The organism is Sphingomonas hankookensis, from assembly GCF_001619955.1.
Taxonomy (GTDB): domain Bacteria; phylum Pseudomonadota; class Alphaproteobacteria; order Sphingomonadales; family Sphingomonadaceae; genus Sphingomonas; species Sphingomonas hankookensis_A.
Genome location: NZ_LQQO01000002.1, coordinates 105105 through 119880, shown reverse-complemented (window position 1 = coordinate 119880; position 14776 = coordinate 105105). Strand labels below are relative to the sequence as shown.

The 14776-nt window shown below is 68.5% G+C and carries 14 protein-coding genes; 7 read left to right on the top strand and 7 right to left on the bottom strand.

Annotated elements, in window-relative coordinates; genetic code table 11:
• The first annotated feature begins 22 nt into the window (after positions 1–22).
• Both AVT10_RS03265 and AVT10_RS18050 read left to right on the top strand, forming a co-directional pair.
• Entirely contained in the window at positions 23–364 is a 342-nt protein-coding gene (locus AVT10_RS03265; protein WP_084401276.1) for a YraN family protein, read from the top strand.
• Positions 349–921, top strand: a complete 573-nt coding sequence (locus AVT10_RS18050) for a hypothetical protein (protein WP_126014178.1) — start codon at positions 349–351, stop codon at positions 919–921. The genes AVT10_RS03265 and AVT10_RS18050 overlap by 16 nt, the downstream gene beginning before the upstream one ends.
• A gap of 200 nt (positions 922–1121) precedes the next feature.
• On the opposite strand, the gene AVT10_RS03260 is transcribed toward AVT10_RS18050, so the two are convergent.
• Genes AVT10_RS03260 through AVT10_RS03250 form a run of 3 tightly spaced genes read right to left on the bottom strand, consistent with a single transcriptional unit; the run spans position 1122 to position 3543 of the window.
• Positions 1122–2003 (bottom strand): general secretion pathway protein GspK, encoded by an 882-nt coding sequence (locus AVT10_RS03260; RefSeq protein WP_066688313.1) that lies wholly within the window; start codon positions 2001–2003, stop codon positions 1122–1124.
• Entirely contained in the window at positions 2000–2533 is a 534-nt protein-coding gene (locus AVT10_RS03255; RefSeq protein ID WP_066688312.1) for a type II secretion system protein GspJ, read from the bottom strand. Before AVT10_RS03255 ends, AVT10_RS03260 begins: the two co-directional genes overlap by 4 nt.
• The gene (locus tag AVT10_RS03250) at positions 2530–3543 is read right to left on the bottom strand and encodes an ABC transporter substrate-binding protein (RefSeq protein ID WP_066688311.1); all 1014 of its coding nucleotides are present in this window, start codon (positions 3541–3543) and stop codon (positions 2530–2532) included. Before AVT10_RS03250 ends, AVT10_RS03255 begins: the two co-directional genes overlap by 4 nt.
• On the opposite strand from AVT10_RS03250, the gene gspN reads away from it, so the two are divergent.
• Positions 3543–4253 carry a type II secretion system protein N gene (gene gspN / locus AVT10_RS03245; protein ID WP_232307856.1) on the top strand — a complete coding sequence of 237 codons (711 nt, stop codon included), beginning with the start codon at positions 3543–3545 and terminating at the stop codon, positions 4251–4253. The genes AVT10_RS03250 and gspN overlap by 1 nt on opposite strands.
• A gap of 154 nt (positions 4254–4407) precedes the next feature.
• On the opposite strand, the gene AVT10_RS03240 is transcribed toward gspN, so the two are convergent.
• Entirely contained in the window at positions 4408–4809 is a 402-nt protein-coding gene (locus AVT10_RS03240) for an HIRAN domain-containing protein (protein ID WP_084401271.1), read from the bottom strand.
• Positions 4802–5392, bottom strand: coding sequence for an alpha-ketoglutarate-dependent dioxygenase AlkB (locus AVT10_RS03235; RefSeq protein WP_066688342.1), 591 nt, complete (start codon positions 5390–5392; stop codon positions 4802–4804). The genes AVT10_RS03240 and AVT10_RS03235 overlap by 8 nt, the downstream gene beginning before the upstream one ends.
• A gap of 135 nt (positions 5393–5527) precedes the next feature.
• Here AVT10_RS03235 and AVT10_RS03230 point away from each other — a divergent pair, with 135 nt between their 5' ends.
• On the top strand, positions 5528–5983 hold the full coding sequence (locus AVT10_RS03230) for an NUDIX domain-containing protein (RefSeq protein ID WP_066688305.1): 456 nt from the start codon (positions 5528–5530) through the stop codon (positions 5981–5983).
• A 594-nt stretch (positions 5984–6577) separates the two neighbouring features.
• On the opposite strand, the gene araD1 is transcribed toward AVT10_RS03230, so the two are convergent.
• Together araD1 and AVT10_RS03220 are read right to left on the bottom strand one after the other, a co-directional pair.
• On the bottom strand, positions 6578–7564 hold the full coding sequence (gene araD1 / locus AVT10_RS03225) for an AraD1 family protein (protein WP_066688304.1): 987 nt from the start codon (positions 7562–7564) through the stop codon (positions 6578–6580).
• A gap of 10 nt (positions 7565–7574) precedes the next feature.
• Entirely contained in the window at positions 7575–8891 is a 1317-nt protein-coding gene (locus AVT10_RS03220; RefSeq protein WP_066688299.1) for a sugar MFS transporter, read from the bottom strand.
• Positions 8892–9111: 220 nt separating this feature from the next.
• Between AVT10_RS03220 and AVT10_RS03215 the strand changes: the two genes are divergently transcribed.
• The 3 genes from AVT10_RS03215 to AVT10_RS03205 all read left to right on the top strand — a co-directional run bounded on the left by AVT10_RS03215 (position 9112) and on the right by AVT10_RS03205 (position 14519).
• A complete protein-coding gene (locus AVT10_RS03215; RefSeq protein ID WP_066688297.1) occupies positions 9112–10902 on the top strand; it encodes an IlvD/Edd family dehydratase in 1791 nt (596 codons plus the stop codon).
• 372 nt (positions 10903–11274) lie between these two features.
• Positions 11275–12690 (top strand): DUF4139 domain-containing protein, encoded by a 1416-nt coding sequence (locus tag AVT10_RS03210; protein ID WP_066688294.1) that lies wholly within the window; start codon positions 11275–11277, stop codon positions 12688–12690.
• A 143-nt stretch (positions 12691–12833) separates the two neighbouring features.
• Positions 12834–14519: a DUF4139 domain-containing protein gene (locus AVT10_RS03205; RefSeq protein ID WP_157092673.1), complete on the top strand. Its 1686-nt coding sequence runs from the start codon at positions 12834–12836 to the stop codon at positions 14517–14519.
• Positions 14520–14776 lie beyond the last annotated feature (257 nt).

Sequence of the window (14776 nt, the reverse complement as noted above, 5' to 3'; positions counted from 1 at the left end):
CCCCCGCTCCCGCGCCTCCCGCATCGCCGCCGACGATGCCGGCCGCCGCGGCGAACGCATCGCCGGCTGGTGGCTGCGCCTGAAAGGCTGGCGCATCCTCGCCCGCCGCGTCCGCACCAAGGCCGGCGAAGTCGACCTGATCGCCAGGCGCGGCAATGTCGTCGCCTTCGTCGAGGTAAAGACCCGAGCGACCACCGCCGACCTCGACCACGCCATCGACGAACGCCGCCTCGCCCGCGTGGCAGCAGCGGCGGAAATACTCGCGCCGACCTATGCGGATGGCTGCGATGTGCGCATCGACGTCATCCTCCTCGCACCGCGGACCCCGCCCCGCCATATCGAGAATGCGTGGATTGGCTATTGAGCGATGTCGCGACGCTCGTCCAAAAGCAGACGTATCAGCGGCAAGGCAGAGTTGCTTGTAACCCGGCACTCCCGCATTATCCCGAGATGGGAAGACTTCGCGGCGCTCAATATGCTTTGGCGGCAATCCTTGCCGGAGGCTGCTCCAACGGCCCTGTCGTACCCGTGGCTGATAGCAAAATTTCTGTCAATGTTAGCTCGAACTTTAGCGGGAGCGAGTGGATAGTCACCGTTCGCAATCAATTTGGCAGCGCTTCAGACACTATTTTTGCTGTTAACGATCATAGGAGGAGCAATATTTATCTGACACCAGCCCGCCAGCTTGTGGTAATCGAACAGGGTGGCGGGGATGCTTTTTTTGCTTTGCCTGATGACAGTCCACCCGAAGCACTAACGGAGCGCCGGGAAAGGGAGCGTGACACGGAGTCGCAGCGTTGGAGATATTTGGGCGTAATCAAGGGGGATGTGTTCTACCCTGACCTAGCGGAGTGCATCGCTTTACTAGGCGAGGGCAGTTCGGAATATCGGCGTCAATATCAGGCCCCAAGCTTCTGCTAGGCACGCGATTCGGGAGTTGCCGAATGAGCGCGCGGCAGCTTTCCCCCGTAGCTGGCCATTCCCGCTTTCCTACAGTCGCCAGGCCTGCGATCATCCTCGCTGGCCGCCCACCGCCCCCGCTCTTTGACACCGCCGCTCGGCCCCAAATCGCCCTGCTCACGACAAGCGCACGAGTGTGAACTTAGTGAACTTTGGCCACCCTACCCGCCAAACCCCGGCACCTCCGGCGGGATCGCCGCATTGCGCCACCGCTCCACCGGCACCGCAACCGGCACCGACTGCGCCCCCTCCTTCCGCTCGACCCGCTGGATCAGCGTCGCGCCCTGCTGCACCGTGCCGCCGATCGTCGCGCGGGTGCGGACCCAGAAATGGTCGGACTTGAACCGCGTGCCGCCGGGCAGCGTCACGTCCTCGCGCGTCAGGTCGTCCTTCGACAGATAGCCCTGCCGGTTGCGGATCGCGACCAGCCGCCCGGCCTTGTCGGGATCGAACAGCACCGCCATCAATTCGGGCGTCGCCGCGTTCAGGTTGATCGCGGTATCGCCCGGCAGCGCGGTCACCATCCGCGCCAGCAGCTGCGCCTGTTCGGGGGGCAGGAACACCGCCAGCGGGCGCAGGTCCTGCACCGGCCCGCGCTCGCGGATCAGCGCGATGGCGGCGACCGCCTTTGCCTCCTCGATCCCCGCCGCCTTGGCGATACGCAGGAACAGCAGCTGCGGGATCGGGTCCAGCTCGCGCCGCACCGAATTGACGTTGAAGCGCCCCTCGGCATCGGCAATCGCCAGGTCGAAACGGCCGCCTTCGATCGCGATGCCATTCTCGCTGATCGCGCCCCAGGGTTCGCCCGGATAGTCCGCCTCGGGCGCCACCCGCGCGTCGCGTTGCAGCGCGGAGAGCGCCGACAGCTCGCCCCCGCGCACGATCGCCAGCGCCCGCGCCGCCTCGCGCGAGCGGATCGAGCGGTCGAGCGCCACCTCCTCGCGGTTGATCATCAGCAGGACGAGGCCGCTGGCGATCGCCACGAACATCAGCACGTTGACCAGGATCATGCCCTGCTCGGGCTCCGGCACCCGCGCGCTCATGTCGTCTTCGCCGCGATCGGCAGCGTCACGATCCGCCGCAGATTGCCCCCGCCCGGCCCGCCGACCTGCAACTCCACGACCACCGCACGCGGCCAGTCGAGCGAGCGGTCGGGCGCGGGCGGCCAGCTGTCGCGCCAGCCACCGTCGAAATAACGCCAGCGCGCCGCGCTCACCTGATCCAGCACCAGCTGCGCGCGCCCGTCGACCACCCGCTGCAACTGCCCGTCGGCCACGCGGTATCCGACCCCGATCGGCGGCCCGCCGACACCGGGCGCACTCCGCCGGAACCGCAGGCCCGCACCGTCGCCGCCCATCGGCCCCGGCGCGATCTGGTCGAGGTCGCTGGAGATCACCACCATCGCGCGCTGCAGGTCGGCGACCCGGTCCAGCCGCGCCTCGGTCCGCCCGTCCACCCCGATCACGCTATCGACCAGCGCCAGCCCCGCCACCGCGATCAGCGCGAACAGCCCCAGCGAGATCATCAGTTCGAGCAGGGTGAAGCCACCCTCCCCGGCGCGCGGCCGGCTCATGCCCCGCGGCTCTCCGCCACCTTGTCGTACACGCCGTTCGTCGGCACCAGGATCGCGAAGTCGCGCGCGCAGCTGCCGTCCGAACGGAAGCGCACCGGCCCGGTCACCCCGTCGAACCCGGCCTCGCGCAGCACCCCCTCGCGCGTCATCTGGTCGCTGTCGCGCAAAGCCTTGGCGATCAGCGCCGCATCGTTACCCAGCGCCGCAATGGCGCCCGGCCGCCCGCCATTACGCGCCGCATAGGCGCTGGCGAAGCTCGCGAATTTCGCCGGATCGGGGCTTGCGATCCACGCCCCCTCCAGCGCGGTCAGCGCATCGGGCCGATAATCGAGCGTCTGCATCGTCGCCAGCAGCTGCATCCCCCGGTTCTTCAGGACCGGCGCGATCGCCACCGCCGAACCGGGCACGAACGCCGCATCGCCCTCGACGCCGGGCGGGATGGTGCCGCCGGTCACCGGCACGATCGTCAGCCCCAGATCGGCCTCGCTCGCCCGCGCCGCCACGACCGATGCCTGCGACCATGGCGTGCCGTCATCGACCGCCACCACCCGCCGCACGCCGCGCGACCGCGCATAGCCGAGGATCGCCGCCGTCGCCTGTGCCGGGGTAATCCCGAACACGAAGGCCGACCCGCCGCGCGCCGCCGCGTCATTGGTCAGCGCCACGACCGGCACGCCGACCGCGCCGGCCACCGCCCGCGTCTCCGCCGCCGACAACGGCCCCAGCAGCATCGCCGCCCCGCGCTTCACCGCCGCGCGCGCCGCACTCGCCGCCCCCGCCGCCGTGCCGCAGGTATCGAGTACGGTGAGCGCGCCCGCGTCGCTTTCGGCAAGCATCGCCGCATTGCGTATGCTAAGGCCCAGCGCCGCGCGGTCTCCGGTCAGCGGAACCAGCAACGCGGCGGAGCGCTTGCTCCGTTTCGCAGCCATCAGGGGGGACGCGACCGATGCCAATGACGACAGCAGCACCGCATCGCGAACCAGTCCGAGCGTCGAGCGCCGCGATCGCATTGTCGAGTCCTTCCCGCTTACAGGCACGGCGGCGTAGTATCCGCTTCGCCGCGCTCGGCATAGCCTCGTTCGCGGTCGCGATGATCGTCACCCTGCCTGCCAGCCTGATCGCCGGCAACACCGACTGGCGCAGCGGCGTCGGCGGCACGGTCTGGAATGGCGAGGTCGGCATTGCCGGCGGCAGTCGCCTCGAATGGCATTTCGCGCCGCTTCGCAGCCTCACCAGCCTCGGCTTCGCAGTCGACTGGACCGCGACCGGCGCCGACACCGATCTCGGCGGACAGGCGCTGCTCCGCCCCGGCGGCGTGCGGCTCGACCGGGTCAGCGGATCGGCCGACGCCTCGCTGCTGTCCGCGCTTCAGCCCAACCTGCCCTTCGCCTGCGATTCGACGTGGCAGGTCGATCTGCCGGTCCTCTCGACCATCGCCGGATCGGCCATGGCCGATGGCCGCATCGCGATCGATCCGGGCACCTGCACGACCAAACCCGGCAACGTCGCCACGCCGACCCCCGCCCTGCTGCTGACCGCCGAGCATATCGGCACGCAGACCCGCGTCCGCCTCGTCCCCGCCGACCAGCGCCGCCGGACGCTGATGGACGCGACGATCAACGAGGACGGCACGCTGCGCTTCGCCCTGACCGGGGACGGCGCGGCGGTGCTGCCCTTCGCGGGCATCCCGGCGGGCGCGAGCGTGCAGGGGAGTTTCTAGGTCCCCTTCTCCTTCTCCACCCCGTTTGGTTCGAGCAGCTTCGAGCTTGTCGAGAAGCGTCTGTCGAGAACGACTACCCAGCGGAACCCCGTTCTCGACACGCGCTCTCGACAGGCTCGATCGCTGCTCGAACCAAACGGGAGCGGAAGTAGACTTACTCCCACTCCTCCGGCCAAACCTCGTCCGGCCAGAACTCCGGCTCCGCATCCTCTCCGACCTCCCGCACCGCCGGCACCACCGGCACCACCGGCACCGCGCCGTCGAACGCGACCCGCACCGCCGCGCCCATCGGCGTCGCCTGCTGGAACACCGCCGCCACCTCGCGCCCCTGGCGCAGCATCGCGCCGATCCATGCCGCGCGGTCGGCGGTCAGATAGCCGATCTGCACTCCCCGCGCGCTCAGCACCATCACCGCGTTGGGATCGACCGGGTTGCGCGGTTCGGGGACCAGCGTAACGCCCTCGCCCGGCGAGCAGAGCAAAATCTCGAACCGCCGATTGCCGCCGCCGCGATTGGGATGGTCGGCGCCGACCACATGCAGGCTCAACTCACGCAACCCCGATCTCCCTGCGGAATCGCTCGGTCAGGCTGCGAAAGGTGATCGACCAGCGCGTCGCCGCCATCGGCGCGATGCCATGTTCCCAGTCCCACCGCGCCTCGCCGGTCAGATGATAGGCATCGCCCGCCGCCAGCGCCTGCGCGAACCGGTCGAACCCATCCGCCCGCCGCCGCCGGAAGCGCAGCGTCGCCGGCGCACCGATCGACAGCCCGACGACATGTTCAAACACCGGCCGGTCGCGATGCCACCCGATCCCGGCGCCGGCATCGTAGCGGATCAGCAGCGCCTGCACGAGCGCATCGGCCGGCACGCCGGCAAAGCCCGCCGCAATGTCGCGCACCGCCAGCAGCCAGTCGGGCATCGGTTCGGCCTGTCCCACCCGGCCCGCCTCGAAATCATAATGCCAGCCATAGGAGGCGGTCAGGCGCAGGCCGGTCCATTGCTGGAACCGGAACGGAGTGAGCGGCGCGCCATCGATCGCCTCGGCCAAAGCAGCCAACCGGCCCTCCGGCAACACGCCCGGCGCATGGGTGAGGCCGGGCAATGCCGGCGCGGCGGCGAACAGGTCGAACTGCGTCATCTGCGTCGAACCGGCGTCGGAAAAGGTGCGAAACGGTCCGATGACATGGCCATGGAACGCAACATGGGTCGGCGGCGTCTGTCCATCAACAATCGGCGACGGATACGATCGCCGGCCAGGAACAGGGACCGTTTCATGCCCCAGCATAGCGCAGGCATCCTGCTCTATCGCCGCACGCCCAGCCCGGCGGTGCTGCTCGTCCATCCCGGCGGCCCCTATTGGGCGCGGCGGCAGGTCGGCGCGTGGCAGATTCCCAAGGGCCAGGTCGAACCGGACGAAGCGGTCGAGGACGCCGCCCGGCGCGAAGTTGCCGAGGAACTGGGCGTCGCGGTCGTCGCGCCGCTGGCGCCCCTGGGCACGGTACGGCAGGCGGGTGGCAAGTCGGTCTCGGCCTTCGCCGCCGAACAGGATGTCGACACCCATGCGATCACCAGCATGACCTTCGAACTGGAATGGCCGCCCCGCAGCGGCAGGCGCAGGAGCTTCCCCGAAGTCGACGCGGCTAGGTGGATGCCGGTCGCCGAGGCACGGATGATGATGCTGAAGAGCCAGCTGCCGCTGCTCGACCGGATCGAGCCGCTGCTGGGGTAGCCGTCCTCCCTTCCACAAATCCCCGTTCGGTTCGAGCAGCTTCGAGCCTGTCGAGAAGCGTCCGTCGAGAACCCGGTCGTTTTGGGCACCCCCTTCTCGACTACGGTTCTCGACAAGCTCGAACCTGCGCTCGAAGCAAACGGAAGGGAGCGTGGGGGAAGGAAAGCAGAAACGGATAGGAAAGACGGGCAGCAATTCAGGCGAGCGTGAGTAGCGAGCGGTGCGCGTCGGTGGCGAGCGGCGCGCGACGAGCGGCAAGCGGCAAGCAGCAAGCGACGAGCGGCGAGCGTCGGTGACAAGTGGCAAGCGGCGAGCGTCGGTGACAAGCAGCAAGCGGCGAGCGGCAAACCTCGAACGCGCCCCGCCCCTACCGTCATTCCCGCGAAGGCGGGAATCCATACACGCCACCGTCTCGGCAAACCCGCAGCGCCAGCGCCAATAGACTCCCGCCTCCGCAGGAGTGCCGAACGCAAGGAAGCGCCCCCGCACACTCCCACCCGTCATCCCGGCGAAAGCCGGGATCCACGGAAACGGCCCGTTCACGCCTCCATCGAAACCACTCGAAACAATGCCCCCGGGGACAACGAAAGCCGTCTACAAAACCCTGACCGCCACCGGCACCGCATCCGCCCGCGTCAACCGGTTCCTCAGCGGCAGGGTAAACGGCGCCGCCTGAATCTCGAACACATCGCCCTCTTCCGTCCGCACCCCATCGGCAAAGGACAGCGTCGCCGTCCCGAAGAAGTGGACATGAATGTCCCCCGGCCGGCGGAAAAGCGCATATTTGAAGTGATGATGCTCGAGGTTGCCCAAGCTGTGCGACATGTTCGCCTCGCCCGACAGGAACGGCTTTTCCCAGATCGTCTCGCCGTCCCGCACGATACGGCTCGTCCCCTCGACATGCTCGGGCGGCGTGCCGACCAGCAGTTCCGGCCCGAGCGATGCCTGGCGCAGCTTGCTGTGCGCCAGCCACAGATAATTGTGCCGCTCGGTCACATGGTCCGAAAACTCGTTGGCGAGCGCAAGGCCGATGCGATGCGGCGTACCGTCGCTGCCGATGACATAGATGCCCGCCAGCTCCGGCTCCTCGCCGCCGTCCTGCGCGAAATGCGGCATGGTGAAGTCGCCGCCCGGCGCCACCATCTGCCCGCCATCGCCCTTGTAGAACCATTCGGGCTGCTGCCCGACCTCGCCCTCGGCCGGCTTGCCGCCCTCGACCCCTTCGAGGAACATCCGCATCGAATCGGTCTGCGTCGTCGCCTCGGCGGCGGCGCGGTGCATCTTGTCGCGCCCTTCGGCCGATCCGAGATGCGTCAGGCCGGTGCCGGTCATGATGACATGCGCCGGGTCCTCATGGTCGATCGGCGATCCGATCGCACCGGCGTCGAGCAGCTGGGCGATATCGACCGCCTCGCCCTGCCCCAGCGCCGCGACCTCGTCGGCGATGCTGTGGCCGGCATCGATCGCGCGCAGCGCCAGCACGCGGATGCTGTCGACGCCGGGCACGACATGCGCCCCCGCATCGGTCGCGGCGATCACGGCGCGCGTCGGTGCGACGCGCTGCAACAGGCGGAGAGTCATCGGAATTTCCTTATGCAAAGACGTCGTTGTCGGCGGGGACGTCGTCGATCGGGTTGGTCACCTTCGATCCCCACACGGCATAGAACAGGATGTACAGCTCGCACACGGCGGTCAGCAGGAACGACCATTGCAGGCCGTAGCGGTCGGCCAGCCAGCCCTGCACCACCACCAGCGCACCGCCGGCGATCGCCATGATCAGCAGCCCCGACCCTTCCTCGGTCAGCGGCCCCAGCCCCTTGATGCCCAGCGAAAAGATCGTCGGGAACATGATCGAATGGAACAGCCCGACCAGGATCAGCGACCACATCGCCGCCGGCCCCGACAGGAAGGTGGCGCCCAGCATCACGACGAACGCCCCGATCGAAAAGAAGGCGAGCACCTTTTCCGCCGCGATCTTCTGCATCAGCAGCGAACCGGCGAAGCGGCCGACCATCATCCCGCCCCACAGCAGCGCCAGGTAGCGCGACGCCTCCGCCTGGGTGATGTTGGCGATATCGCGCTGCGAGACGAAGTTGATGAACAGGTTGGCGACGCCGATCTCGGCGATCAGGTAGATGAAGATCGCCGGCACGCCGAACACCAGGTTGCGGTGGTTCCACAGCGAATGCTTCTTGCGTTCCTCCTTGGCGACGCGGCTGGTCGCCGATCCCATCGCGGGCAGCGGGAATCGGGCGATCACGACCGCCAGCACGACCAGCACGCCTGCGACCAGCACATAGGGCAGGATCACCGACTGCGCGTCGGCCAGCCGCTCCGCCTGCGTGAGCACGCGATCCTGCGTCGTGCCGCCGACCGAGCGACCGAGGATCAGATAGCCGGCAAAGATCGGCGCGAGCGTGGTGCCGAGCGAATTGAACGCCTGCACCAGGTTCAGCCGCGACGATCCCGTCTCGGGCGGGCCGATGACGGTGACATAGGGATTGGCCGCGACCTGCAGCAGCGTGATGCCGCTGGCGATCACGAACAGCATGACCAACGTCACGCCATAGGACGGCAGGCTGGCCGCCAGCACCATGCCGAGCGACCCGGCTGCCATCACCAGCAGCCCGACGACCAGCGACTTTTGATACCCGATTCGCTCGATCAGCTTGGCCGAGGGGATCGACGCGACGAAATAGGCGATGAACCACACGCTCTCGATCAGCGTCGTCTGGGTATAGTTCAGGTCGAACACGCTGCGCAGATGCGGCAGCAGCGTGTTGTTGATGACGGTGATGAAGCCCCACATGAAGAACAGGCTGGCGAGCAGCGTCAGCGCGGGGGCGTAGCTGGCCCCGGCGGGAGCGGACGTGCTCTCCACGGAGCGCGCGGAAATCGGGGCCGGCATCTCAGGTCTTCTCCCTCTTGTGTCGGCATCGCGGGACGGTTTGTTCCGTCGCATCGCTTGCCCTAATGCATTTTGTCTGACTATATAGGCCAACGCACGGCGTCAACGGCGGTGAGGGGGGAGAAGGCGGGGATCGGTCCGGGATACCGGATCGCGGCCGCCGGACGCCCCGCCCTGCCCGAGATGCCTTGTGCCCACCCCCTGGTGAACCGGAACTTCGATGACCGACATGCCCCCCCTGCGCAGCCGTGCGTGGTTCGACAATCCCGACAATATCGACATGACGGCGTTGTATATCGAACGGTATCTGAACTTCGGTTTGAGCCAGGAGGAGCTGCAATCGGGCAAGCCGATCATCGGTATCGCCCAGACCGGCAGCGACCTGTCGCCCTGCAACCGCCACCACCTCGTGCTCGCCGAACGCCTGCGCGAAGGCATCCGCGAAGCGGGCGGCATCGTGCTGGAATTCCCGGTCCATCCGATCCAGGAAACCGGCAAGCGCCCGACCGCGGGGCTCGACCGCAACCTCGCCTATCTCGGGCTGGTCGAGGTGCTCTACGGCTATCCGCTCGACGGCGTGGTGCTGACCATCGGCTGTGACAAGACGACGCCGGCGATGCTGATGGGCGCCGCGACGGTGAACATCCCGGCCATCGCGCTGTCGGTCGGCCCGATGCTGAACGGCTGGCACAAGGGCGAGCGCACCGGGTCGGGCACGATCGTGTGGAAGGCGCGGCAGATGCTGGCCGCCGGAGAGATCGACAACAAGGAATTCATCCGCCTCGTCTCCTCCTCCGCGCCGTCCACCGGCTATTGCAACACGATGGGCACCGCGACGACGATGAACAGCCTTGCCGAGGCGCTCGGCATGCAGCTGCCCGGCTCCGCCGCGATCCCCGCCCCGTATCGCGACCGGCAGGAGATCGCGTACCGCACGGGTCTTCGCATCGTCGACATGGTGCGCGAGGACCTGAAGCCCTCCGACATCCTCACCCGGGACGCGTTCCACAACGCGATCAAGGTCAATTCGGCGATCGGCGGCTCGACCAACGCGCCGATCCACCTGGCGGCCATCGCCCGCCATATCGGCGTCGACCTGCCGATCGAGGACTGGCAGGAACAGGGCCACAAGGTCCCGCTGCTGGTGAACCTGCAACCCGCCGGCGAATATCTGGGCGAGGATTATTACCGCGCGGGCGGCGTGCCCGCCGTCGTCCGGGAACTGATGGGCGCCGGCCTGATCGCCGAAGACGCGCTGACCGTGAACGGCAAGTCGATCGGCGACAATTGCCGCGACGCCGTGATCGAGGATGAAAAGGTCATCCGCCCCTTCGGCCAGCCGCTCAAGGAAGAGGCCGGCTTCATCGTCCTCAAGGGCAATCTGTTCGACGCGGCGGTGATGAAGACCAGCGTCATCGGCCCCGAATTCCGCGAGCGGTATCTGTCCAACCCCAACGATCCCGAAGCGTTCGAAGGGCCGGCGGTCGTGTTCGACGGGCCGGAGGATTACCACCACCGCATCGACGATCCGGCGCTCGGCATCACCCCCGAAACGCTGATGTTCATGCGCGGCGCCGGGCCGATCGGCTATCCGGGCGCGGCCGAGGTCGTGAACATGCGCCCGCCGGCATATCTGATTACGGAGGGCGTGCACGCGCTCCCCTGCATCGGCGACGGTCGCCAGTCGGGCACGTCGGGCAGCCCATCCATCCTCAACGCCTCGCCCGAAGCGGCGGCGGGCGGCGGCCTCGCGCTGCTGCGCACCGGCGACCGCGTCCGCATCGACCTCGGCAAGGGCCGCGCCGACGTGCTGCTGTCCGACGAGGAACTGGCCGCACGCCGTCAGGAACTGGAAGCCGCCGGCGGCTATCAGTACCCGGCATCGCAGACCCCGTGGCAGGCGATCCAGCGTTCGGTCGTCGGCCAGATGTCGACCGGCGCGATCCTCGAAGGAACAGAGGCGTTCCAGCAGATCGCCCAGACCAGGGGCCTGCCGCGCGACAATCACTAAGCGCAGCCCCCCCCCGGCCGTTCATGCTGAGTAGCGACTGAGCGAAGTCGAAGGCTCGTATCGAAGCACCTGCGACGGTCCTTCGATACGCCGCTTCGACTTCGCTCAGCGGCTACTCAGGACGAACGGCAGGGTAACACCGTCACCCCACCCACCCCGTTCGGTTCGAGCAGCTTCGAGCTTGTCGAGAAGCGTCCGTCGAGAACTTGCTCGCTTGGGGCAACGCCTTCTCGACTTCGGTTCTCGACAGGCTCGAACCTGCGCTCGAAGCAAACGGAGGGGCCAGGGGGAATAGGTCAAGCGGCGGACACCCCCCGTCTTGCCAACGCAACACTCCCCCGCCACACTCCCCCCAAACAACGGGGGACACACATGAAACCGAACTGGCTGCTGCTGGCGAGCCTCCTCGCCCCCCTGCCCGCACTGGCGCAGGACGCCGCCACCCCGCCCGCCATCGCTCCCTCGGCGCAAGGCGACGTCTCGGTCACCATCTACAATGGCGACGTTGCGCTGATCCAGGACGTCCGAGCGTTGCCGCTGAACACCGGCACGGTGCGACAGGATTTTCCCGACGTCAGCGCACAGATCCGCCCCGAAACCGTCTCGCTCGCCGTGCCCGACGCGCGGATCGTCGAACAGAATTTCGACTTCGACCTGCTCTCCCCCTCCAGCCTGATGGAGAAGGCGGTCGGCGAAACCATCACCCTGCTGCGCACCAACCCCGCGACCGGCGCGGAAACCCGCGAACGCGCCAAGGTGCTGGCGGTGAACGGCGGCGTCGTCCTCCAGATCGGCGAGCGGATCGAGGTACTGCGCGACGACGGCCTGCCGGTCCGCGCGATCTTCGACAAGGTCCCGCCGTCGCTGCGCGCCCGCCCGACCCTGTCGGTGACGCTCGACAGCAGCCGCTCGGGCACCCGAGCGGCAACGCTCTCCTACCTCAGCCGGGGCCTCAGCTGGAAAGCCGATTATGTCGCGCTGCTCGACCGCAAGAGCGGCACGATCGACGTACAGGGCTGGGTGACGCTCACCAACAACACCGGCACCACCTTCACCAACGCGCGCACCCTGTTGGTCGCCGGAGAGGTCGGGTCGGAGGACGACGACAACGACTACCGCCCCCGCCGCCCGCGCCGCCCCCGGCCGGTGATGCAGCCCGGCACCGAAACCGCGAACCGCGAGCAGCTGGGCGATTTCTACCTCTATCCGCTGCCCGAACGCACGACGATCGCCGACAAACAGACCAAGCAGGTCAGCTTCCTCGACGTCAAGGGTGCGGCCGCGACCACCGGCTATCGCTTCGTCAACAACTGGCTCGGCACCACGGAGCAGCCGTCAAGCGCGCAGAGCATCGTGCGGTTCAGCAATGCGGCGAAGGGCGGCCTCGGGGACGCACTACCCGCCGGCACGATCCGCGTCTATATGCGCGACGCGCGCGGCCAGCCGCAATTCACCGGCGAAGCCGCGATCGACCATACGCCGCAAGGGTCGAAGATCGCGCTCGCCACCGGCGACGCCTTCGACGTGAAGGTGCGCGCCGTGGTCGAAAGCCGCACCCGCATCAACGCCAGCCGCTGGCAGACGAAGATGCGCTACACGCTCACCAACGCGACCCCCGCCGCCGTGAGCGTCGAACTGGCGCAGGCCGGGCTCGACTGGACCGACACCCGCATCACCGAACAGAGCCGCCCCAGCAAGCGCAGCGACGCCGGACAGGCGGTGTGGCAGGTGCCGGTCCCGGCCAACGGATCGGCCACCGTCACCGCGACCTTCGACACCCGCTTCTGATGCGCAGGCCGCGCCGGTTGCGACAGGCGAACGACCGCCCGCCCCGCCCATTGCCGTACCCCCGCGCAGGCGGGGATCCAGGGTTGGTTGACGCAGACGCCGGCTGGCTTGGCTCTGCCCCCCCACCTGCGCGGGGATACGCAATGGCAGGGCAGGCTAAGTGGCGCACCGCCCTGACCCTGTCCCTGCTAGCAACCGCCACCACGCCCCTCACGGCACGCGACACCCCACTCACCCGCACCCCGGCGAAGGCCCAGTCGGCGGACGCCGGTGCGGGATCGCAACCCTCACCCCACTGGACCCCGGCCTCCGCCGGGGTGCGGGTCGGCAGCGGCGCGGGCGCCCTCGGCGAAAACCGCCGCATCACCATCACCGACGCCCCGTCACCCACCACCATCACCTCCCCCGCCCCGGCCAGCATCGCCGTCACCCTCTACCGCGCGCCCTATCGCCCCGCGCGCCAGCCGGTCGATGTCCGCAACCCGCAAGGCTATGCGCTGGTCACCGAAACCCGTCGCATCACCCTGCCGCGCGGTCGCGCCGTGCTCCGATTCGAAGGGGTCGCGGGCGGCATCATCCCCGTCAGCGCGGTCGTCGACGGTCTGCCCGGCGGCACGGTCGAAAAGAACCGCGACGCCCGCCTCCTTTCGCCCGCCGCCTTGGTCGACGGCACGCTCGGCAACCGCGTGACGCTGCGCCGCACCGACCGCGCGAGCGGCGTGATGCGCGACGAGGAGGCGACGATCCTGTCCGGCCCGACCGGCGGCGTGGTCGTCCGCACGCCCAACGGCGTGGAGGCGCTCGGCTGCGCGGGCCTCGCCGACAGCCTGAAATATGCGCGCGTGCCCGCCGACCTCGCCGCCAAGCCGGTCCTGAGCGTCACCACCGACAGCCCGTCGCGCCGCACCGTTACCGTGCGCCTGTCCTATCTCGCCACCGGCTTCGACTGGTCGGCCAGCTATGTCGGCACGCTCAGGGGCGACCGACTCGACCTGTTCGCGTGGACCACGCTCGCCAACGGCAATGCGGAGGGGTTCGCCGATGCCGAGGTGCAGGTCGTTGCCGGGCGGCTGAACCGGCAATGGGTCGCCCCGCTCGAAGCGGCGGCGACCCGGCTGCAACTGCGCTGCTATCCGCTCGGCACGACGACCTCCGATCTACAGATGCGGACGTTCGAGGCGGCCGAAGAGATCATCGTGACCGGCGCGCGCATGGGCATCCCCCCACCGCCGCCGCCGCCGATGGTGGTCGAGACACCGGCACCGCCGGCACCGCCCGCCCCGGAAAATCTGGGCGACGTGAAGCTCTACCGCGTGCCCGGCCGCGCCACCGTCGCGACAAAGGGCCAGAAGCAGGTCGCGCTGCTGCGGCAGGACGGCGTCGCCTATACCCGCGTCTATCGCCGCCGCGTGGCCGTAGCCCAGCCGATCGAGGCCGGCGCGGTCGACATCGTGCTGCGCGTCCGCAACGAAAAGGCCGACGGTCTCGGCATCCCGCTCCCCGCCGGCACCACCGCGCTCTACGCCGCGCATGGTGACACGTCGCTGCTGGTCGGCACCGGCACGATGACCGACCGGGCGGAAGGCGAAACGCTGCTGATCGGCGCCGGCACCAGCCGGCAGGTGCTCGTCACCCAGACCCCGCTCCCCAACCAGTCCGCCCGCCTGACCGTCACCAACACCCGCGCCGTGCCGGTCGATGTCGAACTGCCGATCGGCTATCCCGGCGGGAAGGTGGAAGCCGCCGGGCTGGAGCGGATCGACGGCATCATGACCTGGCGGGTGACGGTCGCCCCCGGTGACACCGCAACGCTCGACTATCGGTATTGAAGACTGCCTTTTCGTCACCCCGGGCTTGACCCGGGGTCCCGCTTCTTCTTCGGCGGTGCCGGTTAAAATCGGCACCCCACGACAAAGAAAACCGTTCAGTTCGAGCAGCTTCGAGCCAGTCGAGAAGCGTCCGTCGAGAACCCGGCCCCACCCTTTCCTACAACGGAACACGGTGCCAAACTCCACCCCGCTCCTTCTCATCGTCCCCGCCCCCTCATCGCCACCCCATACCGGCGACAAACACACAAAGCGTCAAC

What these genes read in the sequence shown, in the direction of transcription:
- AVT10_RS03230 (WP_066688305.1), top strand. Translation starts at nt 5,528, where the DNA reads ATGCCCCAGCATAGCGCAGGCATCCTGCTCTATCGCCGCACGCCCAGC.
- AVT10_RS03255 (WP_066688312.1), bottom strand. Translation starts at nt 2,533, where the DNA reads ATGAGCCGGCCGCGCGCCGGGGAGGGTGGCTTCACCCTGCTCGAACTG.
- AVT10_RS03215 (WP_066688297.1), top strand. Translation starts at nt 9,112, where the DNA reads ATGACCGACATGCCCCCCCTGCGCAGCCGTGCGTGGTTCGACAATCCC.
- AVT10_RS03205 (WP_157092673.1), top strand. Translation starts at nt 12,834, where the DNA reads ATGGCAGGGCAGGCTAAGTGGCGCACCGCCCTGACCCTGTCCCTGCTA.
- AVT10_RS03210 (WP_066688294.1), top strand. Translation starts at nt 11,275, where the DNA reads ATGAAACCGAACTGGCTGCTGCTGGCGAGCCTCCTCGCCCCCCTGCCC.
- araD1 (WP_066688304.1), bottom strand. Translation starts at nt 7,564, where the DNA reads ATGACTCTCCGCCTGTTGCAGCGCGTCGCACCGACGCGCGCCGTGATC.
- AVT10_RS03250 (WP_066688311.1), bottom strand. Translation starts at nt 3,543, where the DNA reads ATGCGATCGCGGCGCTCGACGCTCGGACTGGTTCGCGATGCGGTGCTG.
- AVT10_RS03220 (WP_066688299.1), bottom strand. Translation starts at nt 8,891, where the DNA reads ATGCCGGCCCCGATTTCCGCGCGCTCCGTGGAGAGCACGTCCGCTCCC.
- AVT10_RS03235 (WP_066688342.1), bottom strand. Translation starts at nt 5,392, where the DNA reads ATGACGCAGTTCGACCTGTTCGCCGCCGCGCCGGCATTGCCCGGCCTC.
- AVT10_RS03260 (WP_066688313.1), bottom strand. Translation starts at nt 2,003, where the DNA reads ATGAGCGCGCGGGTGCCGGAGCCCGAGCAGGGCATGATCCTGGTCAAC.